The organism is Terasakiella sediminum (genome assembly GCF_033100395.1).
In the GTDB taxonomy this organism is placed as follows: Bacteria; Pseudomonadota; Alphaproteobacteria; order Rhodospirillales; family Terasakiellaceae; genus Terasakiella.
This window is the reverse complement of record NZ_JAWLVJ010000015.1, coordinates 42,480-60,502: the sequence shown is the minus strand read 5'-3', so window position 1 is coordinate 60,502 and position 18,023 is coordinate 42,480. Positions and strand designations below refer to the sequence as shown.

At 49.4% G+C, this 18,023-nt stretch carries 21 protein-coding genes; 8 read left to right on the top strand and 13 right to left on the bottom strand.

The genetic code is table 11. The features are described from left to right. Positions 1–11 precede the first annotated feature (11 nt). Entirely contained in the window at positions 12–962 is a 951-nt protein-coding gene (locus tag RYZ26_RS12895) for a universal stress protein (protein WP_317683631.1), read from the top strand. Between the two features lie 97 nt (positions 963–1,059). On the opposite strand, the gene RYZ26_RS12890 is transcribed toward RYZ26_RS12895, so the two are convergent. The 5 genes from RYZ26_RS12890 to RYZ26_RS12870 all read right to left on the bottom strand — a co-directional run bounded on the left by RYZ26_RS12890 (position 1,060) and on the right by RYZ26_RS12870 (position 5,495). Next, the gene (locus RYZ26_RS12890; protein ID WP_317683630.1) at positions 1,060–2,085 is read right to left on the bottom strand and encodes a nickel/cobalt transporter; all 1,026 of its coding nucleotides are present in this window, start codon (positions 2,083–2,085) and stop codon (positions 1,060–1,062) included. Next, positions 2,076–2,720: a DUF1007 family protein gene (locus tag RYZ26_RS12885; RefSeq protein ID WP_317683629.1), complete on the bottom strand. Its 645-nt coding sequence runs from the start codon at positions 2,718–2,720 to the stop codon at positions 2,076–2,078. Before RYZ26_RS12885 ends, RYZ26_RS12890 begins: the two co-directional genes overlap by 10 nt. 11 nt (positions 2,721–2,731) lie before the next feature. Next, positions 2,732–3,823, bottom strand: a complete 1,092-nt coding sequence (locus RYZ26_RS12880; RefSeq protein ID WP_317683628.1) for a CobW family GTP-binding protein — start codon at positions 3,821–3,823, stop codon at positions 2,732–2,734. A 71-nt stretch (positions 3,824–3,894) separates the two neighbouring features. Next, entirely contained in the window at positions 3,895–4,803 is a 909-nt protein-coding gene (locus tag RYZ26_RS12875) for a DMT family transporter (protein ID WP_317683627.1), read from the bottom strand. A 98-nt stretch (positions 4,804–4,901) separates the two neighbouring features. Next, positions 4,902–5,495: a nitroreductase family protein gene (locus RYZ26_RS12870; protein ID WP_317683626.1), complete on the bottom strand. Its 594-nt coding sequence runs from the start codon at positions 5,493–5,495 to the stop codon at positions 4,902–4,904. A gap of 111 nt (positions 5,496–5,606) precedes the next feature. Here RYZ26_RS12870 and RYZ26_RS12865 point away from each other — a divergent pair, with 111 nt between their 5' ends. Continuing rightward, complete coding sequence (locus RYZ26_RS12865) at positions 5,607–6,095, top strand: MarR family winged helix-turn-helix transcriptional regulator (RefSeq protein ID WP_317683625.1); 489 nt, start codon at positions 5,607–5,609, stop codon at positions 6,093–6,095. A gap of 196 nt (positions 6,096–6,291) precedes the next feature. Continuing rightward, positions 6,292–7,215 carry a BstA C-terminal domain-containing protein gene (locus RYZ26_RS12860; protein ID WP_317683624.1) on the top strand — a complete coding sequence of 308 codons (924 nt, stop codon included), beginning with the start codon at positions 6,292–6,294 and terminating at the stop codon, positions 7,213–7,215. Here the strand turns inward: RYZ26_RS12860 and RYZ26_RS12855 are convergent. Together RYZ26_RS12855 and RYZ26_RS12850 are read right to left on the bottom strand one after the other, a co-directional pair. Next, on the bottom strand, positions 7,208–7,351 hold the full coding sequence (locus RYZ26_RS12855) for a hypothetical protein (protein ID WP_317683623.1): 144 nt from the start codon (positions 7,349–7,351) through the stop codon (positions 7,208–7,210). The two genes, RYZ26_RS12860 and RYZ26_RS12855, sit on opposite strands and share 8 nt — an antisense overlap. Positions 7,352–7,459: 108 nt before the next feature. Further along, positions 7,460–7,930 (bottom strand): Lrp/AsnC family transcriptional regulator, encoded by a 471-nt coding sequence (locus RYZ26_RS12850; RefSeq protein WP_317683622.1) that lies wholly within the window; start codon positions 7,928–7,930, stop codon positions 7,460–7,462. Between the two features lie 145 nt (positions 7,931–8,075). Here RYZ26_RS12850 and RYZ26_RS12845 point away from each other — a divergent pair, with 145 nt between their 5' ends. Next, positions 8,076–10,424 carry a transketolase gene (locus RYZ26_RS12845; protein WP_317683621.1) on the top strand — a complete coding sequence of 783 codons (2,349 nt, stop codon included), beginning with the start codon at positions 8,076–8,078 and terminating at the stop codon, positions 10,422–10,424. A 42-nt stretch (positions 10,425–10,466) separates the two neighbouring features. On the opposite strand, the gene RYZ26_RS12840 is transcribed toward RYZ26_RS12845, so the two are convergent. Next, entirely contained in the window at positions 10,467–11,372 is a 906-nt protein-coding gene (locus RYZ26_RS12840; protein ID WP_317683620.1) for a PhzF family phenazine biosynthesis protein, read from the bottom strand. Positions 11,373–11,457: 85 nt separating this feature from the next. Here RYZ26_RS12840 and RYZ26_RS12835 point away from each other — a divergent pair, with 85 nt between their 5' ends. Continuing rightward, entirely contained in the window at positions 11,458–12,348 is an 891-nt protein-coding gene (locus tag RYZ26_RS12835) for a LysR substrate-binding domain-containing protein (protein ID WP_317683619.1), read from the top strand. Positions 12,349–12,351: 3 nt separating this feature from the next. Here the strand turns inward: RYZ26_RS12835 and RYZ26_RS12830 are convergent, their stop codons facing one another. Then, complete coding sequence (locus tag RYZ26_RS12830; protein WP_317683618.1) at positions 12,352–13,224, bottom strand: LysR family transcriptional regulator; 873 nt, start codon at positions 13,222–13,224, stop codon at positions 12,352–12,354. Between the two features lie 118 nt (positions 13,225–13,342). Between RYZ26_RS12830 and gstA the strand changes: the two genes are divergently transcribed. Genes gstA through RYZ26_RS12815 form a run of 3 tightly spaced genes read left to right on the top strand, consistent with a single transcriptional unit; the run spans position 13,343 to position 14,556 of the window. Beyond that, the gene (gene gstA / locus RYZ26_RS12825; RefSeq protein ID WP_317683617.1) at positions 13,343–13,948 is read left to right on the top strand and encodes a glutathione transferase GstA; all 606 of its coding nucleotides are present in this window, start codon (positions 13,343–13,345) and stop codon (positions 13,946–13,948) included. After that, entirely contained in the window at positions 13,948–14,334 is a 387-nt protein-coding gene (locus RYZ26_RS12820; protein ID WP_317683616.1) for a nuclear transport factor 2 family protein, read from the top strand. Before gstA ends, RYZ26_RS12820 begins: the two co-directional genes overlap by 1 nt. Continuing rightward, complete coding sequence (locus RYZ26_RS12815) at positions 14,335–14,556, top strand: tautomerase family protein (protein ID WP_317683615.1); 222 nt, start codon at positions 14,335–14,337, stop codon at positions 14,554–14,556. A gap of 89 nt (positions 14,557–14,645) precedes the next feature. On the opposite strand, the gene yddG is transcribed toward RYZ26_RS12815, so the two are convergent. The 4 genes from yddG to RYZ26_RS12795 form a co-directional block, all read right to left on the bottom strand. After that, on the bottom strand, positions 14,646–15,521 hold the full coding sequence (gene yddG, locus RYZ26_RS12810) for an aromatic amino acid exporter YddG (RefSeq protein WP_317683614.1): 876 nt from the start codon (positions 15,519–15,521) through the stop codon (positions 14,646–14,648). A 68-nt stretch (positions 15,522–15,589) separates the two neighbouring features. Then, entirely contained in the window at positions 15,590–16,342 is a 753-nt protein-coding gene (locus tag RYZ26_RS12805; RefSeq protein WP_317683613.1) for an AraC family transcriptional regulator, read from the bottom strand. Positions 16,343–16,439: 97 nt separating this feature from the next. Next, the gene (locus tag RYZ26_RS12800) at positions 16,440–17,258 is read right to left on the bottom strand and encodes a trypsin-like serine peptidase (protein ID WP_317683680.1); all 819 of its coding nucleotides are present in this window, start codon (positions 17,256–17,258) and stop codon (positions 16,440–16,442) included. Further along, positions 17,188–17,994 carry a hypothetical protein gene (locus tag RYZ26_RS12795; RefSeq protein ID WP_317683612.1) on the bottom strand — a complete coding sequence of 269 codons (807 nt, stop codon included), beginning with the start codon at positions 17,992–17,994 and terminating at the stop codon, positions 17,188–17,190. The genes RYZ26_RS12800 and RYZ26_RS12795 overlap by 71 nt, the downstream gene beginning before the upstream one ends. Between the last annotated feature and the right edge of the window lie 29 nt (positions 17,995–18,023).

The following is an 18,023-nucleotide window of genomic DNA, read 5'->3' as shown; positions in this document are numbered from 1 at the left end:
GGGATAGTAAAATGAAACGGTTTAAGAACATACTTGCGATCTATGATATGGGCATTGGGGCAGAAGAAACGCTGGATAAAGCCATCTCGCTTGCCCGCCAAAATGAAGCGGACCTTAACGTGCTGCACGTGGTCGATCAGAAAATCGATATGAAGGCCATGGTCGCCGAACGCAAACACCTGATGCGCCGCCTGTTTCTGGGCGTGGAACTGGAAGGCCGGGTTAATGTGATCGTCAAATCCGGTGATCAGCTGGAAGAAACACTGGCTTGCGTCGAAGAAGAAGCCTTCGATCTGATCGTCACCCCGACGGAATATAGCAGTGGCTGGGCACAGTTGTTGGGCACAGACCTGACACCGGAATTGATGCGCCGGACCAATTGCCCCATCTGGGTCGTGCGTCCAGGTCAATCCACCAACTATCGCAAGATTGTTGCTGCCGTGAATGCGGGTAAGGAAGATGCGCTTACCTGTCCGATCAATCGCCGCATCCTGGAAATGGCGTCGTCTCTCGCAAAACGTGAAGGTGCTGCGCTTGATATTCTGTTTGCTTGGGAATTTGAAGGGACTGAACGCGACATGTTATTAAGTGAACTGCCCGATGAAGTTCGTTTTAATGTGTCACAGGAAGCCCATTATCAGGCCTTGGAAAAGGTCGTCACCCTGACCAAACAGGTCTTGGGGGAGCCTTTAGTTGGCACCCCGATTGCCAAACATGGCGATATGGAAGATGTGGTGATTGATTACTTAAAAGAATCCACGGCTGATTTATTGGTCACAGAAGGCTCACCGGGCAATCCGTTGGTCAATGCGATTGTTGGTAACCGGACCTTGCGGCTGATCAATCAGGCCCATTGTTCTGTCTTGATTTCACGGCCGGAACCTGAATCGGCCATGATGCGTCGCTTGGGACGTCATCCAAGCCGCGGCGTCGACTTCGTTGATATTGATCGTCGTATTTAGTCCCCTCCACCTCATAGAAGATCAGGCCCTGAGAGTTCTTTCTGCCTCCAACACCCCGTTGTCAGGGTCTGGTCTTCTCCTTTTTTTTGTCTAAGGTTTAGAAAAGTGGATGGGGGCTTTTGCTGGCTTCAATCAACAGCGAAGCCCCCAACATGGTGATGAACAAGCCACCGACAAAGGCGGCACTTAGTGACATATTCTGGATAAAGTTGCCCCCTTGGCGATCCGCCAGGAATAATGCACCACGGCGGAAGTAAACAGCCAGAATAGCCAGCGCACTGACGGTAAGCGCCGTGCCGAAGGAAATGGCGAAAACAGCGCCGATCCCAGCCCAGCCCAGCCCGATAATCTGGGCAAAAACCAGCATCAGGACAGAGCCACTGCAGGGGCGGATACCAACGGAAACAATGATGGCAAGCGTGTCGCGGATACTGGTTTGTTCTTCCAGCATTTCCGGTGTGGGCGCATGGGAATGACCACAGGTGCCGCAGACATGATCGTCACCGTCATGGTGATGATCGTGGTTGTGGCTATGGTTGTGATCATGACCATGATGATCGTGACCATGTTCGTGGTGATGATGTCCGTGGTCATGGTGGGTATGATTATGACTGTGTTTCTGATGCTGATAGCGTTTCCACAAGGCAGATAGTGCGCGTTTCATCAGAACGATTCCGATGACAGCGATCAGACCAAAACTCGCCATTTCCAAAATCGGCACAGTGTCCTTTGCTTCACTGCGCGACCAACCCAAAATGCCGACAAGACCCATCACCAGGAAAATGGCGCTCAAGCCTTGCACGAAGGCGGAGGCAAAAGACAGGTAAATGCCGCGCTTTAACTTGCTTTCATGACTTAACAGGTAGGTACTGATCACCGCTTTGCCATGACCGGGGCCTGCCGCATGGAAAACACCATAAAGAAAGCTGATGCCGATCATGCCCCAGATGGCAGCCATGCCACCGTCCTGAATGGCGCGGATGGCGCTTGCCAGTTCGCGGTGGAAAAGCTGTTGCTGGGTGCGGATATAATAAACCGTTTCTGTCCACAAGCCTGCCTCGCTGGCAAGGGCATCGACAGGGAAAAGTAAAATCGCAGTAAGAATTGCAAAGACTAAGAGCATGTCAGGATCACACGTTCTGCAAAAGAGACACCAATGCCGTCACCAGCCGTTTCGGTTTTATCCAGGGCTGCGGCCATGAGGCTCAGTTCCTTGGGTGGTTCGGGCTTTTTCAATTGATAGCCACAGCCGTTGGTATTGCCGACCATCTGGATCGGATCGCCGTCAAGGGCATGCAGCACTTCTACATAATAGGTCGGATCATAAACCGCATAGTCGACTTTGTGGGTTACAGGATCAATTGGGGTTTCCAGCATGACGCTGAATTCCATCCACAAGCGATGCCCGTCAACAAAGGTTTTGTAATCCGTCACCTTCTTATAGGTTTGTTGCTTTTCATCCGCACGGATGTAGGTGAAATAAGAATATTCTTCCAGATTGGTCAGGTTGCGTTCGGCGAGGGCATCCAGATCTTTCTGATCAAACGTGCCATCTTCATTGCGCGCGGTTTCTTCCAGCGTGTAGGCGGAATAGAAATCATCAAACAGCCAGCCGACCCACAGGCCCGTGACGCGTCCCTGATCATCAAACAGAAGTGTGGTTTCCAGATCAATCCAGCTGTGTGGATGAGCCTGCGCACGTACCGAGAAAAGCAGCACGAATGCACAGAGAAAAAATGGAAGAACGCGTTTTTTCATCACCTGATAACTTACCCTTGCAACATTTCAACACGGTCGGGGTTCAACCATGTTTTGAAATAAAGCTCAATTGTCTCTTTTGGTATGTCGCGTGTGATGAACACAATGGTCGTTTGTCGGTTATCGTCCGGCCAGGCGGGAAGTTCCGCCGGTTCATGGAAAACATGCTGCACACCATGGATAATATAGGGACGTTCCGGCACTTCCGCCAGATTAATTACGCCTTTCATGCGCAACAAATCCTTGCCCTGATTGCTGATCAGCATCTGCATGGCCAGAACAAAGGCTTGCTGGTTTACAGGTTCATCAATGGTGATGGTGAAGGTATGGATATTTCCATGGTGATGATGATCATGAGGGTGGTGATCATGACTATGCCCATGGTCATGGTGGTCGTGATCGTGGTGATGGTCGTACCCATGATCATGATTGTTTGATTTGATGCCTAACCAGTCAGACAAATCTTGATGACTGGCTTTTTCATCCAGTTCGGCAAATTCGAACAGGGCAGGCAGGTCTTTGCGTTCTGTTGGTTTGTCGATTAATTCCGCGATCTGGTTGATCTGGCGGGTTTTGACGTTCAGGTCATGCAGGGCTGCTGGGTCAATTCCCATATCCGTTTTGGTCAGCACGATCCGGTCGGCAAGTGCGATCTGTTTGACGCATTCGTCATATTGATCAAGGGTATGCAGACCATTGACCGCATCCAATGTCACAAGCGCGCCATTCAGTTTAATGTGAGACATTAACTGCGGGTGGGTTGTCAGCGTATGGATCACCGGGGCTGGATCGGCCAGGCCCGTTGTTTCAATGATGATCTGGTCAAAGGCTTTGATATAACCTTCTTTACGGTTTTCCAGCAGATGGAGCATGGTCTCGGTGATATCGCCACGCACGGTGCAGCACAAACATCCCGTTGTCATTTCAACGATCTGTTCATCGCTATGGACCACCAGAAAATCATCCAGTCCCACTTCGCCAAATTCATTGACGATGACGGCCGTATTGCCGAATTCCTCGGTCTGCAGAATGTCGGAAAGCAAGGTGGACTTGCCACTGCCTAGAAAACCGGTGAGGACGGAAACGGGGATTTTATCAGCCATGGGAACTCCTTTGGCCTAAGTGTTATAATATAACACACCCCGTTTCAAGCTTCTTCTTCTTCTCACGATTTCTACGTAGCAGGTGCCTGCTTTCCTGTCTGGGTTTGGGAGATAATGGAAATGGCAATTCCGATAGCAATGATCCCGGCTCCGAGCCAGGTGGCAGAGGGATAGATTTCACCCAAGAATACGGTTGCAGCGACAAGACCGACACCTGCTGCGATATAGCCGATCTGGCTTAACAGAACAGGCCCGCCCTTTTGTTGCAAACGGAAGAGAACCGGGAAGGTTAATCCACCGACAATGAGCTGAAGGAATGTCACTGTGGGGGCTGCATTCAAACTTTCCAATAGCAGGCTTCCATCCTTAAAGAACAGGATGATAGCGAAAAAAACTACGCTGGCAACATGGCTCCAGAAGGCCAGCATGTCCGGGGTTGCACCTTCTGGCCAGTCAAGGGTGCGATAGATATTGCCGCAGGCCAGACTGACGGGCACAAACAGGGCGGCCATGATCCAGATAAATTCTGGCGCATCCGGTGCCGTGCTGCGTGTCAGGGTGACAACAATGGCCCCGACCAGCCCGACCGTGATGCCGAAAATACCCAGCATGTTAGGTGTCTTCATGGCGAATAGCACGGCAAAGCCCAGGGTAAAGACCGGGGAAAGCGCATACATCAACCCCATATAACCAGATCCCACATAAGCCATGACTTTGAACAGCAGGATATTGGGGATAACGTAGGAAATCAGCCCGGAGATGAGGACATAGCGCAGCATATGACGTTTGGGTAGGTGCAGGCGTCTTTGTTTTAACAGGATCGGTAAGAGGATCACCACTGCTCCAAGCGATACCACCATGGCCCAAAGAATGGGGGAGATTTGATTGAGGCTGGCGATTTTGCCAAGCGGCAGATAGAGGCCAAGGAGAAAGCCTGTCATTAACAACAGACTGACGGGGTTTTCCAGCAATTTAGACATGAGTTTGCTTCTCCCACCGTATTTGAAGGTATGTCATCCCAGCGAAGGCAGGGGTCTCGCGATGGAAGATTCCTGCCTTCGCAGGAATGACGAGGAAATTAAACATTGGGAAGGCCTTTTTTAAACGCGATTTCGTCAAAATCTTTACGTTGGCTTGGGCTTTCCATCTGTTGCAGATGTTTTGGTAGATCAGATGGATCACTGCGTTTGCCGACGGCGATGGCGATTTCCAGTTTGAAACGATCCGGTGCGTTTAGTTGCGCTTGGGCTTTATCGAACAAAACGCCTGCCATAGCATGCGCGCTATATCCCATCTGGGTTGCCTGCAGGGCCAGCTGTGCCCAGGCAGCGCCCGCATCAAAGCTATGGTAATTGGAAGGGCGTGGTTCTGTTTCGCCTTCGCGATCCACCAGTTTATCCGACAGCAAAAAGATCAGGGCAGAAGCTTCTTTCGCCCAGGCAGCGTTGAATTCATCCAGAAGTCCGACATAGTCCGGCCATTGGCTGTCTTCACGCTGAATATAGACAAAGCGCCAGGGCTGAATGTTATAGGCACTGGGCGCCCAGCGGGCAGCTTCAAGCATGCTTAAGATGTCTTCTTCAGGCATAGGTTGGGCATCAAAAGCACGTGGGGACCAACGGTTGGTGAAGAGGGGATCGACGGGGTGAGCGCTTTTTCGGATCATATCCATGGTCTTATCCTTTACATAAAGGGGCTGAGAGGCTAATTTGAGTATGTAATTCGATGTAATATAGTTTGATATCGAATTACTTTACATCAAGCTATATAGGATAAGTCTGAGATGAGTCAAGCTTCGGGCACAAAAAATATTGATGATATTCTGGCGCAATGGCGAACGGAACGCCCCGATATCGACCCGACATCCATGGCGATCTGCGGTGATATTTGGCGTGCGGGCGAAATATTGCGCCAGGGCGTGATGGCGAATTTAAAGAACTATGACCTTGATTTTCCACAGTTTGACGTGATCCTGACCCTGCGCCGACAGGGCCGTGGTGAAACACTGTCGCCATCCGTTTTGGCAAAAGAAATGATGCTCTCCACCTCTGCCATGACAAACCGTCTGGATCGTCTGGAAAAACGAGGGCTGATTGAACGGATTACGGACCCTAACGATCGTCGCGGCCTCAAAATCGCCCTGACTGATGCGGGATTCGAGATGGTAGAAGGATTGGTGGTCTCCCATGTCGCCACCGAAGACAAAATGTTGGAAAATTTAAGTGCAGAGGAAAGCGAAACACTGCGTAAATTGTTGGCGAAGATCAGTTAACTTGAAAACTGTTAGAATAATTATTCGTTACTATTTACGGCACAGTTTAAACAATTTTATAGAGAATATAGAATAGTTTATTCGTTTATTCAAATCTTGAAATATATATTTACGAGTATGATTATTTTAAAGTATATTTTTGGTAAATTTTAAACAAGGTTAAGTTTGTTCCGACAATTGTTCAGGAGTTTGATACATGCCAAATGATAAAGTTTCGGTGAAAGTCCCCCCATCATTGTCGGTAAGTGGTTTGCCATTGTTTGCCTCGGAAAAAAGCGCTGAAATTGACGGCATCGGTATGGGCGTTCTTACTAATGGTGTGCCTTATTTGACACAAGCTGGAGTGGCACGACTATGTGGAGTAGGTGCTAGTTCAATTAGGGCTCTTGCGGGTGATTGGAAAAATGAAAGGGACAAACCGCGAGGGCTTTTTATTAATGATATTCTTAAAGAACATAAATATTTCGATGACAACCTTTTCATCAAAGTAGAAGTTGGAACCAATCAAGAGATTAATGCCTTTCCAGATGTCGTGTGTATGGCAATACTTGAGTACTATGCATTTGAAGCACGGACTGAAGAAGCTGTTAAAAGATATAGGTTTTTAGCACGTAAAACCCTACGGGACTTTATTTATGAAAAAGTAGGATATGATCCAGCTCAAGCATTAAATGATAGCTGGAAGCATTATACTGACCGTGTTTCTATACTCAAAGATAGCGTACCTGTGGGGTATTTTTCGATATTCAATGAATCAAATGGAATGATTGTAGATATGATCAAGGCGGGAGTGATTATCAATGATAAGACCGTGCCAGATGGCAGTGTTGGTATTCACTGGGGAAACCTGTGGAGAGATCAAAACTTGGCTGATAAATATGGTGAACGAATTGAATATGATCATTTTTATCCAGAAGCTTTCCGGCAATCTCGTTCAAATCCTCAAAAAGCGAATGCTTATCCAGATGCAGCCTTAGGTGAATTCAGGCGTTGGTTCCGCGAGGTGTATTTACCTACTAAGTTTCCAAAGTATATTCTTAGTAAGCATAAGGCGATTCCAGGCGGCAAGGAAGAAGCAAAAATGATAGCTGACATATATAAGCCGAAAGCGATCAGTTAAAGGATGCTTTCATCCAATCCATGAAGGTTTGACGCATGTCGTCATGCTTTGGGTTTTCATGAAGGTCGGGATTGGTCTCTTCGTCGCGGTAGTTCATCTGGTCTGGTTTTCCTTCGTGGCCTATTACATGACGCATGGAGCCTTCAAGGCCTCGATGTTTAGACCGTAAAGCAAAATTGAAAAAGTGGCGGGGCTATGTCTGCTGGGGCTGGGTGTGAAGTTGTTGGTGAGCCGTTGAGGTCGGTTAAGGTAAGCGTTCCAGTTCGCCTTTGACACGACGCAGCGGTACGGACGTTTCGATGGTTTCCACGCCGGGGATTTTGTTGAAACGTCCGGTCAGGAATGTTTCATATTCGCGCAGGCCCGCTGTTGCAACCCGCAGCAGATAGTCCCGGTTTCCCGTCATCAGCCAGCAATCCACTACTTCGGGAAAAGCTTTAACGGCATTTTCAAACGTCTGCAGCGCATTATCGATCTGTCGGTTAAGGGAAACGGAGATAAAGACAGTGAAAGGATAGCCGGTTTTTTCTTCATCCAGTCGGACGCTATAGCCCGTGATCAGTCCGCTTTCTTCCATGGCCCGAAGGCGACGCGCTACTGGGGTGGGGCTTAGATTTACCCGCGCACTCAGTTCCTGAATACTAAGGCGACCATCCTTTTGCAGCTCAGCCAGGATCGCGCGTGATGTTTCATCGATGTGGTGTTTATCACTCATAATATATAATTTCTTGGTTAATGTCGCTAATAATTGAAAATTTGTAGTGATAATAGCTGAGAAGTGGCGGATTGGCACGCGTATAATGAAAGGGAATAAAGAATTGAAAATATGTGTGCAGAGATTTTGAACAAGGACGAAGACAATGACCATTTCCCATCTGAAAACCATCGAACAACGCTTGCTGTGGCTGTCTCACTGGATGATCCACAATGCCAATAATCTGCGTGTCAAAGAAGATGGGGTCAAAGTCGGCGGTCATCAGGCCTCTTCTGCATCCTGTGTCTCGATCATGACGGCGCTTTATTTCTCTGCGCTGAAACCCGAAGACCGGGTTGCCGTAAAGCCCCATGCCTCGCCCATCTTTCATGCCATGCAGTATCTGATGGGCAATCAGGATCTGGACCGGATGAAGAATTTCCGTGGTTTTGGCGGGGTTCAATCATATCCGTCGCGCATTAAAGATATCGATGATGTCGATTTTTCAACAGGCTCGGTTGGGCTAGGCGTTGCCATCACGGCCTTTGCCTCCATCGTTCAGGATTATGTCGAGGCCAAGAAATGGGGCAAAGACATTCCCTTTGGGCGCATGATTTCACTGGTTGGCGATGCGGAAATGGATGAGGGCAACATCTATGAATGTCTGCAGGAAGGCTGGAAGCATGACCTGCGCAATTGCTGGTGGATCGTTGATTACAATCGTCAGTCGCTAGATGGCGTTGTGCGCGAAGGGTTGTGGGAACGCATTACAGGCGTGTTTCATTCCTTCGGCTGGGAAGTTGTGAAGATCAAATATGGTGTTTTACAACAAGCTGCCTTTCAAAAACCGGGGGGTGAGGCGTTGAAAAACTGGATCGATGCCTGTCCCAACCAGCTTTATTCCGCCCTGACCTATCAAGGTGGTGCGGTCTGGCGTGAACGGTTGCTGGATGATCTGGGGGATCAGGGCGAGGTCACGGCCCTGATTGAAAGCTACAGCGATGATGAATTGGCTGGCCTGATGGAAAATCTCGGTGGGAACTGCGTTGAAACCATGGCGACTGCTTTTGATGCCATTGACCATGACCGCCCGGTTTGCTTCCTGGCTTATACGGTCAAAGGCTGGGGCACGCCTCTGGCAGGTCACAAGGATAATCACGCCGGATTGATGAACAAAACCCAGATGGCCCAATGGCAAAAAGATATGGGTGTGCCTGAAGGGGAGGAATGGGACAAGTTCGCAACGGTAGATCAAAAAGATGAACTGCAGGCCTTTCTGGATGAAGTGCCATTTTTTGCCAAAGGAATGCGGCGTTATTCGGACAAGGTGATTGAAGCACCCATGACCACAGCCTCGTCTGATCGCGAGATTTCCACCCAGATGGCCTTTGGTAAAATCTTGGACGAAATTTCAAAAGGCGATACGGAACTGGCGGAACGGATTGTCACAACCTCACCTGACGTGACGGTGTCCACCAATCTGGGACCGTGGGTGAACCGTCGCGGATTGTTTGACCGTCACGTTTTGAAGGATACATTTCAGGAAGAAAAAATCCCGTCCACACAGAAATGGACCTTCAACAAGGATGGTCAGCATATTGAACTGGGCATTGCGGAAATGAACCTGTTTTTGATGCTGGGGGCAGCCGGGTTATCCCATTCCCTGTTTGGCAAACGTCTGTTGCCCATCGGGACGGTCTATGATCCGTTTGTCTGTCGCGGTCTGGATGCGTTGAATTATGCCTGTTATCAGGATGCGCGATTTATGATTGTCGGCACGCCATCAGGCGTGACTTTGGCACCTGAAGGTGGTGCCCATCAATCTATCGGCACACCGTTAATCGGCATGAGCCAGGATGGTCTGGCCTCGTTTGAACCTGCCTATATGGATGAACTGTCCGTCATTATGAACTGGTCGTTTAACTATATGCAGAAAGACGGGGAAGGTGACCCGGATGAACGGACCTGGTTGCGTGATGAAACGGGCGGTTCAGTCTATCTGCGTCTGACGACGCGCCCCATTGAACAACCGGCCAAACGTCTGGATGATGATTTCAAGCAAGGCACCATTGACGGTGCGTACTGGTGGCGCAAACCGGGGGCGAACTGTGAACTGGTTATTGCTTATCAGGGGGCAGTAGCGCCTGAGGCGTTGGAAGCCGCAGGTTTTCTGGCCTCCCAACGTCGTGATATTGGCGTTTTGGCGGTAACGTCAGCGGATCGACTGAACGCGGGCTGGACGGCGGCGCAAAGAGATCGTGCACGCGGTAATGATCAGGCCACCTGTCATGTGGAGCGACTGTTTCAGGATTTGCCGAAACATTGCGCGATTCTGACGGTGATTGACGGTCATCCGGCAACCCTGGCCTGGCTGGGTTCGGTTGGCGGGCATCGCACGGTTCCGTTAGGTGTTGAACATTTCGGACAAACCGGAACAGTGCAGGATCTTTATAAACATTACGGCATTGATCGTGATGGGATCATCAAGCAAGCCCTGGGTGCCTTGCCTGCATAACGAAAATGCCCCGGTCTTTGACAGGACCGGGGTTTTCCTTGGTCAAAGGGTGACCTTCAAATTCTGCATGACCTTGCCATATCCGCCTGCCATCAGGTTCTGGATTTCTCCGTCTTTGATGTTGAGCTCAACCGTGATCAGGCTGGGTGAGGGGGTATCCATAAATTCGCCCTGTTCAATCAGGAAGGTATCTTTCTTGATATTCAGGTGATCATAAAGCACGCAAGCCAGTGGCCCGGCGGCCATGCCTGTTGCGGCTTCTTCGGCAATTTCATAGCGCGGGGCGAACATGCGGGTGGTGGCGTCACTTGTGTTGGTTTGTGTGGTGAAGATGTAATAGCCAATCAGGTCCAACTTGTCGCTGATCTCTGTGATCTGATTGGGTCTGGTGATCAGTTTCTGCAAGATGGTTTGATCTTTCACGCCGAGCACAAGGAAGTTGTTTCCGGTATTGACTACAAACGGTTCGACATCACCTGCAAGGTCGCCTTCTTGCAGGCCAAGGGAGGTTAACACATCATCCAGCGTTACCCCGTCTTTTTCCCAATCCTTCGCATTGCGATATGCAGGGGCCAATTGTTCCATAAAGGCGGCCCCTTCTTTCAGGATGATTTTGCGTGGGCCGTCCACGGTTTCCTTGGACGTCTCCCCGTCTTCAACCAGTCCAAGGCTCGCCAGATAGGAAAAGGTCGCGATGGTGGCATGGCCGCAATGGGCGATGCGGCGGTTGGGGGTGAAGAAATCCAGCTTGAAGCCCGCAATGTTCGACGCAGAGACAAAGGCCGTTTCAGAAAGGCCAACTTTTTTGGCGATGCTCAGCATGTCAGTGTCTGTCAGGTCATCCGCATTTAAAACCACGCCTGCCGGATTGCCGCCTTGTCCATCCTTGATGAAGGCATTGACGATCTGGATATTTAATGGGTTGGTATTTTCGTTAGATAAATTCATAAATTCTTCCTGATTAAGTTTAGCTATCTTTATAAAAACATGCATACTGAATAGAATTCCATTCATATATAAGTGAGAAAATATCATGAATATGGCAAGGGGTGCGTTTATTTCCAAAATGGGTCAGTCCGCCCCCATGGTTGCTGCCCTTGGCAAGACAGGCAGTTTCAGCAAGGCAGCAGAACTGTTGGGCGTGCAGCAATCGGCCATCAGCCACCGCGTGCGCCTGTTGGAAGAGGCCTTGGGGTTTGCCTTGTTTGAACGTACCACCCGGGTTGTGCAGCTGACCGACATGGGACAGATTCTGTTCGAAGCGGCAACGGATCAGCAGCAACGCTGGCATCAGGCCTATCGGGCGCTGGAAAATTTCAAAACGTCGGAAACTATTCGGCTGTCTGTTTCTTCCTCTCTTGCCATGAAATGGGTTCTGCCGCACTTGTCGAAGGCACGGGAGGCCGGGTTGGATTTGGCGTTGGATATCAATGATGAGGTGGTTGATTTTTCATCCCAGCAGGCAGATGTGGCGATCCGGTTTGGGCGCGGGCCTTATCCTGGGCTTCATTCGACCTTTTTGAAACAGGCCTATCTGGTGCCTGTGGCCTCGCCTGCTTATGGTGATGATGTGTTTGAAAATGCACAGACCCTTTATTTACAGGATCATACGGGACGTGAAGATAAAACCGATTTCAGTTGGTCTTATTATAAATCCCACTGCGGATTTGATTTCCAGATGACCCAGCCAGCAGTCGGGTTTGATCGTGCCGACCTGATGCTGCAGGCTGCCATCAATGGGGTGGGGGTGGGTCTCGGGCGTACCTTGCTGATTGAACAGGATATGGAACAGGGTTTTTTGAAGCTTGTGGGTCCTGCCATTTTGATGGATGCCGCCTACTGGTTGGTTTGCTCGCCTGGATTCGCCGAAACTGCCAGATATAAAGCCCTTTTGGCCTGGCTCAAGGTTTTGTTGAAAGAATGACCCTTAGCTGAGAATTGCTTTCCACAGGGCCTTGGCAACGGGGCCATGGACTTGTGTGCGCTTGCGCATCAGCATCAGTTTGGAATGGCGCACGGGGAATTGTTCCAGGTTAAGGGCAATCAGGTCGCCGGATTTTAATTCATCCTCAATCAGATGTTCCGGCAGACCGCCCCATCCCATGGCTGACATAATGATTTGTTTTTTAGACGCAAAATCAGATACGCTCCAACGTTGGTTTTCTTCAAACAGGTTGCGACTTTGCTGATAGGCGGGTGTGCTTTTATCCGACACAACAATCTGTGGAAAATCGCGCATCTCTGTGCTGACGATTGGCCCTGAAGCTTTCGCGGGTGGATAGTCCTTGTGGCAGACGGGGTAGATGTTGATGGTTTGATAAGGCGCGGAAACCACTTTTTCCGGCACCACCCCGTCAAAAGTTGCGATGATCATGTCCGCGTCATCTTCCATCAGCTTTTCAATCGGTCCACCCATTGCCTCAATCGATAGGCGGATATGGGTGTTTTTAAATCGGCTGCGCACTTGATCGATGATGGACAGCAGCGGGGCAAGCTCACAAGTTGCGGTTATGACCAGATGTAGCTCAGCCTCTTCCTGACCGGAAAGATCATGCGACAGTTCGCTAAGTTCACGTGCTTCCTGCAGGACACGCAGGGCTTTGCGGTGAAAAATTTCGCCAGAGGGGGTCAGGGTCGGGCGGTAGGACGCGCGCGAGATCAGATCAACACCGACTTCTTCTTCCAGTTTCTTGATCATATGGCTAAGCGCGGGTTGGGATTTATTCAGGCGCTGGGCGGCCCCATGGAAAGTGCCTTCTGTGACAATGGCGTTGAGAACGCGCAGCTGTTCCAAAGTCATGGGATGCCTTATGGTAAATTTAAGTAATCATTTTTATGAATTTATAATATTATTTTTTTATAAATAAGCAACATAAGCTTTGTCCATTCCCAAATAAACCAAATGGATTGGACAAAAAATGAAACTCTATTTTAAACCGGGCGCTTGTTCGCTGGCTTCTCACATCATCCTGAATGAAATCGGTCTGGATCATCAGATTGAACAGGTGGATACTGACACCAAACAAACTCAAAGCGGGCAGGATTACCTGAAAATCAACCCGAAAGGCTATGTGCCTGCGTTGGAACTGGAAACGGGCGAAGTCTTGAGCGAAGGGGCTTCTATCCTTCAGTATCTGGCAGAACAGGGCACCGATTTCTATGCGCCAAAAAGCGGAACGATTGAAAAGGCGCGCATTCAGGAACATTTGAACTACACAGCCTCTGAACTGCATAAAGCTTTCGGTCCGTTCTTTTCTGCGGCGGCAACGGATGCGGATAAAGAAAAAGCCGGCAAACAGGTTGCCACAAAATTTGATTATGTGGAAAGTCTGTTGGCCGATGGGCGTGACTATCTATTGGGGCAGGATTTCTCGGTTGCCGATGCCTATCTGTTTGTGGTCAGCAATTGGGCAAATTTCGTCAATATCGACCTTGCGAATTGGCCCAATCTGTCAGAATTTGTACAACGTGTGGCGGGACGAGCGGCGACCCAAAAAGCCATGGCGGCGGAAGGGTTGGTGTGATGACGGATCGACGCGAGGACACCAACCAAATCTTTGATTTGCTTTCTATCTATTTCGATGCGCTTTATGAGGCAGATGCGAGCAAGCTGGCAACTGTTCTGCGCACAGACGGGATTTATGTCAGCACCACCAACGGGGATTACCTGAACCGCACCATCCCTGATTATCTGGCGGTGGTGACCGGGCGGGAACCACCGAAAGCGCGCGGTGAGCAGCGCGATGAAAGGGTCACCACCATCGAATTTGGCGGCCCGAACATGGCCTTTGTGCGTTTGAATATGTCTATGATGGGCCGACGCTATACCGATTTCCTCACCCTTTATAAGGAAGACGGGGTCTGGAAAATCATGGCGAAGATTTTCTCTTATAATCCGGAGGTTGCCTAGATGCCTTATGTAAATATCAAAGTCACCCGCGAAGGCGGCCCTGATAATCAGGGGCCGAGTGCTGAGCAGAAGGCAGCCCTGATTAGAGGCGTCAGTGACTTATTGGAACAGGTTTTGAACAAAGATCCGACCACAACCTTCGTGGTCATCGATGAAGTCGCCCTGGAAGACTGGGGTATCGCTGGTTTACCCGTGCTGGATTACCGAAGATCGAAGGACTGAGAATGTAAAAGGGGTGGAGGTTTCTGCCCCTTTTTATTGTGTTGAAGCAGGAGGTATGAATAATGCAGATATCAATATCTGCCCTGACCCTATGACGCCGTCTCTTTCCTGAAAAAATCAAGCGAAGCAATGACGGCACCGCCTGTGATCAAAAGACAAGCCGCACCCAAAGCCCAGGTGGCACTTGCCTGTCCGGTCATGGTGAGCAACAGGGTGCTGAGCAAGGGCGCGCCATAAGACAGAACTCCAAGCATTTTGATGTTGCCGTGTTTGGTGCCAAAATCCCAGGTGTAGAAGGCCGCACCCACAGGGCCAATACCTAAGCCGAGAATGGCAATCCATTGCGCGGGCGGTGGCGTGACCCATTGTTCAAACATAAGGTGACAGAGAAAGGCCAGAAGGGCGGTCAGAATGCAAAACCCGGCCACCGTTTCAGTCGGTACAGACCCTTGTGTGCGGTTCAGGACGGAATAGATCGACCATGTCAGCGCGCATCCAACAGCAGCGAGATAGCCGAAGCTATAGTCTGCGGAAAAAGACAGGTTGCCTTTTTGAAGAACAAGTAAAGCAGCGCCACATAATCCGGTCAGGGCACCTGCCACATGAAACCATTTAAGACGTTCCCCGGGGAGAAAGGCAGAGAACAGCACGATTAACAAGGGCCAGAGATAGGCGATCAGACTGGCATCGACCACAGGGGCGTTGGACAAGGCGGTGAAATAGAGGAAGTGATAACCAAACAATCCCCCCACCCCAAGTGCCCAGGCCGAAAGCGGCTGTTTGAGTTTCTGGAAACCTTCACGCCCCCGTCTGAACAGATAAATCAGCCCGACGGTGCCACCAACCAGGAAGCTTAAGGCGAGCAGTTGGAAAGGCGGAATACCTTGGGTATGGGCGGTGAAGAGGGCGAGAAGGGACCACATGATGATGGCGCTGATCCCGGTAAGTGTTGCTTTGTTTTTCATGATTGAGACCGTGTTCGATAAAGATCTCAGAATCTTGCATATGATTGAGGGAAGGGTCTCTGCAGAGGCTACGGTTTTTTGGTTTCAAGCTCTTGTTTGCGCCATTTGGCGGGCGACAGGCCATAGGTTTTCTGAAAAGCGCGACCAAAGCTGCTTTGATCGGCAAACCCGACATCCTGTGCGATGGTGGAAACAGTATCGCCCTGCAGTAAAAGCCGTTTTGCCATTTTCAAGCGCGATTGCGTGAGATACTGCTGGGGCGTGACCCCGGTTGCCTTTCGAAACAATTCGTAAAAGCGTGCGGGCGACAGGCAACTGGCATCTGCCAGGTCCGCATTACTGATCTTTCGCCCGAGATTGGCTTGCATGAAATGAATGGCTTTTTCGATGCGCGCAGGCAGGGCGGGCAGATCGTTGACCAGATCACATTCCAGTGTGGTGAGGAAAAGCTGCTGCCAGGTTTCCAGCCAGTTGCCCGGCATGTTGTCCTTTGCGCAGAAAGCGGCATAATCGCTTAAGCTCAACAACGCCTGGGACATGGTGTGAAAAGGGGTCTCGCTGGCTCGTACCCAGATATCTTCCAGTTCATGCTGGGCAAAGCTTTCATCAATATCCATGACCAGAAAGCTGTTGTTGCCCTGGGCGCGAAAGGCATGGCTTTCGCCTTGCGTGACCATACCGATGGTTTGCCCGGCAACGGCCCCTGCCTGTCCGTCAATTTCCAGTTCCAGATTGCCGGTGATGGGCAGGATGATCTGGTGAAACCCGTCATGGCTGTGACAGGTTTCAGCACTTTGATATTTGCGGATAAAATCAGACATGGGATCATGATAGCATCAATACTATTGATTTTCATGTCACAAACCATATGTCTCAATCGTCTTGGTTAAGTGAAACTCATTTGCCAATATTCTGTGCTTATTTTGCAGTTTTAAGATTGTGCGCCTTCAGAACTTCATGGAGAAGCTCATCTTTTTTGGCGAGCTCACCCAGAATGGTTTCGACGAGAATAGCAAATCGGCGATTTTTGTAACTGGACAAATGCATGGCGACAATGGACCATTCGCCCTGTTTATCTTTTTGCAGAATTGGATTACCGGATATAAAGGCGTGACCGCATTTGCTGGATATTAACGGACCGTGTGTGTCATAGTTGCAATGGGTATTGAAGGTGATTTTATGTTTTTCTGTCAAGAGATAGCCCATATTTAGTGTGGTTTCGGCCTCTGATGAAAAGGGACGGAAGCTGGGAGGCGGGGTACTGAGGTTGACTTTCTTTTCCAGCCTTAAAAGAGCCCAATTGTGTTTCTGTTGCCCAAGCTTTTTGACTTTTGTGAAGTCAAATTCGTCAGGGAAGATCATTTCGCGACCTTTTGCGTGCATGATAAAGGCACCACGCTCATATCCTTGCAGAAAATGGAGTGTTTCAGGCGCAACCAGGGTGCCATCTTTTTTTGTGGAATAAAAACAATGTCCTCCCGTAAGTACGAGATCAGGCACAATTAAAATACCTGTGCAAAAACCCCCGATTTCTTTGTTCAGGCGACCTATGTATTGGACAAGTTGTTCCTGTTCATAAGATTTTCGCAATGGGTTTTTGTCGATTGTTGTATGTTGTACATTGCAGGCCGATAGTCCGAATAGGGCGATGGCAATACCACTCAGCCTAAACCACAATTTTATCAGTTTTATCAATTTTATCCTCTTTGATATCTGTAAAGTCCCAATCGACGTCACCGGGTTGAGAGAGTTCGTGTTTGGGATGTAACCTTTGAAGAAGGCGAATGAGATAGGTTCTGGTTTCACGTGAAAGGCTTCCACCAAAATAAGCATCTATGTTTTTGCCATCTATGGCGATGTAATAAATGTCTATGGCATTCCTTTGATTGGCATAATCGTGGCAATTCAAGCCTTCGTAAATTGAAGTAGCGTCCTGCCAGTCAAAGTCTGTTGTCGAACTGACTAATCCGGCTTCTGAATTGGCTTTTCCCCTGATGCCGTCGGTTTTTATAACAAGACGGCCTTTGACGGGCCAATAAACTAGCAGGTAAAAGGCAAGGCCACTCACATATAAAACGGTGTAAAAAGTGAGTGCTGCTTCCATTGAAAATCGTGGTGGAAAGAAGGTAAGAAGCGCGATACCGCCCACAATGGCAAACATTACAAAACGAACGAGTTTAATCGTTTGTGGGCGTGATCTGGGGATTGAAATTGAAAAACCGCTTTGACGATAGGTCAGGGTTAAATCTTCAGGGGGCGGGAACATGCCCAGCTCTTTTAAGTTCTTATTGGACTGTTCTTTTTCACGTTTGATCTGTTTTTTCTTTTGTAACTTTTCAAGTTCCTCTGAAAATTTGTAAGACGTACCGCATTGGCTGAAAATTCTCTCATCACGATGCATGGTGAGCCGCGCATCATCGGACGGATGGGCGCATTTGGGGCATTCAACAGATTGTGTTGGCGTGATTTGCATGGGAAATTGTGAACGCTTTTGCGGCAGAT

Coding starts and splice junctions, on each gene's coding strand:
- RYZ26_RS12895 (WP_317683631.1), top strand. CDS start 12: ATGAAACGGTTTAAGAACATACTTGCGATCTATGATATGGGCATTGGG.
- RYZ26_RS12890 (WP_317683630.1), bottom strand. CDS start 2,085: ATGCTCTTAGTCTTTGCAATTCTTACTGCGATTTTACTTTTCCCTGTC.
- RYZ26_RS12885 (WP_317683629.1), bottom strand. CDS start 2,720: ATGAAAAAACGCGTTCTTCCATTTTTTCTCTGTGCATTCGTGCTGCTT.
- RYZ26_RS12880 (WP_317683628.1), bottom strand. CDS start 3,823: ATGGCTGATAAAATCCCCGTTTCCGTCCTCACCGGTTTTCTAGGCAGT.
- RYZ26_RS12875 (WP_317683627.1), bottom strand. CDS start 4,803: ATGTCTAAATTGCTGGAAAACCCCGTCAGTCTGTTGTTAATGACAGGC.
- RYZ26_RS12870 (WP_317683626.1), bottom strand. CDS start 5,495: ATGGATATGATCCGAAAAAGCGCTCACCCCGTCGATCCCCTCTTCACC.
- RYZ26_RS12865 (WP_317683625.1), top strand. CDS start 5,607: ATGAGTCAAGCTTCGGGCACAAAAAATATTGATGATATTCTGGCGCAA.
- RYZ26_RS12860 (WP_317683624.1), top strand. CDS start 6,292: ATGCCAAATGATAAAGTTTCGGTGAAAGTCCCCCCATCATTGTCGGTA.
- RYZ26_RS12855 (WP_317683623.1), bottom strand. CDS start 7,351: ATGCGTCATGTAATAGGCCACGAAGGAAAACCAGACCAGATGAACTAC.
- RYZ26_RS12850 (WP_317683622.1), bottom strand. CDS start 7,930: ATGAGTGATAAACACCACATCGATGAAACATCACGCGCGATCCTGGCT.
- RYZ26_RS12845 (WP_317683621.1), top strand. CDS start 8,076: ATGACCATTTCCCATCTGAAAACCATCGAACAACGCTTGCTGTGGCTG.
- RYZ26_RS12840 (WP_317683620.1), bottom strand. CDS start 11,372: ATGAATTTATCTAACGAAAATACCAACCCATTAAATATCCAGATCGTC.
- RYZ26_RS12835 (WP_317683619.1), top strand. CDS start 11,458: ATGAATATGGCAAGGGGTGCGTTTATTTCCAAAATGGGTCAGTCCGCC.
- RYZ26_RS12830 (WP_317683618.1), bottom strand. CDS start 13,224: ATGACTTTGGAACAGCTGCGCGTTCTCAACGCCATTGTCACAGAAGGC.
- gstA (WP_317683617.1), top strand. CDS start 13,343: ATGAAACTCTATTTTAAACCGGGCGCTTGTTCGCTGGCTTCTCACATC.
- RYZ26_RS12820 (WP_317683616.1), top strand. CDS start 13,948: ATGACGGATCGACGCGAGGACACCAACCAAATCTTTGATTTGCTTTCT.
- RYZ26_RS12815 (WP_317683615.1), top strand. CDS start 14,335: ATGCCTTATGTAAATATCAAAGTCACCCGCGAAGGCGGCCCTGATAAT.
- yddG (WP_317683614.1), bottom strand. CDS start 15,521: ATGAAAAACAAAGCAACACTTACCGGGATCAGCGCCATCATCATGTGG.
- RYZ26_RS12805 (WP_317683613.1), bottom strand. CDS start 16,342: ATGTCTGATTTTATCCGCAAATATCAAAGTGCTGAAACCTGTCACAGC.
- RYZ26_RS12795 (WP_317683612.1), bottom strand. CDS start 17,994: ATGCAAATCACGCCAACACAATCTGTTGAATGCCCCAAATGCGCCCAT.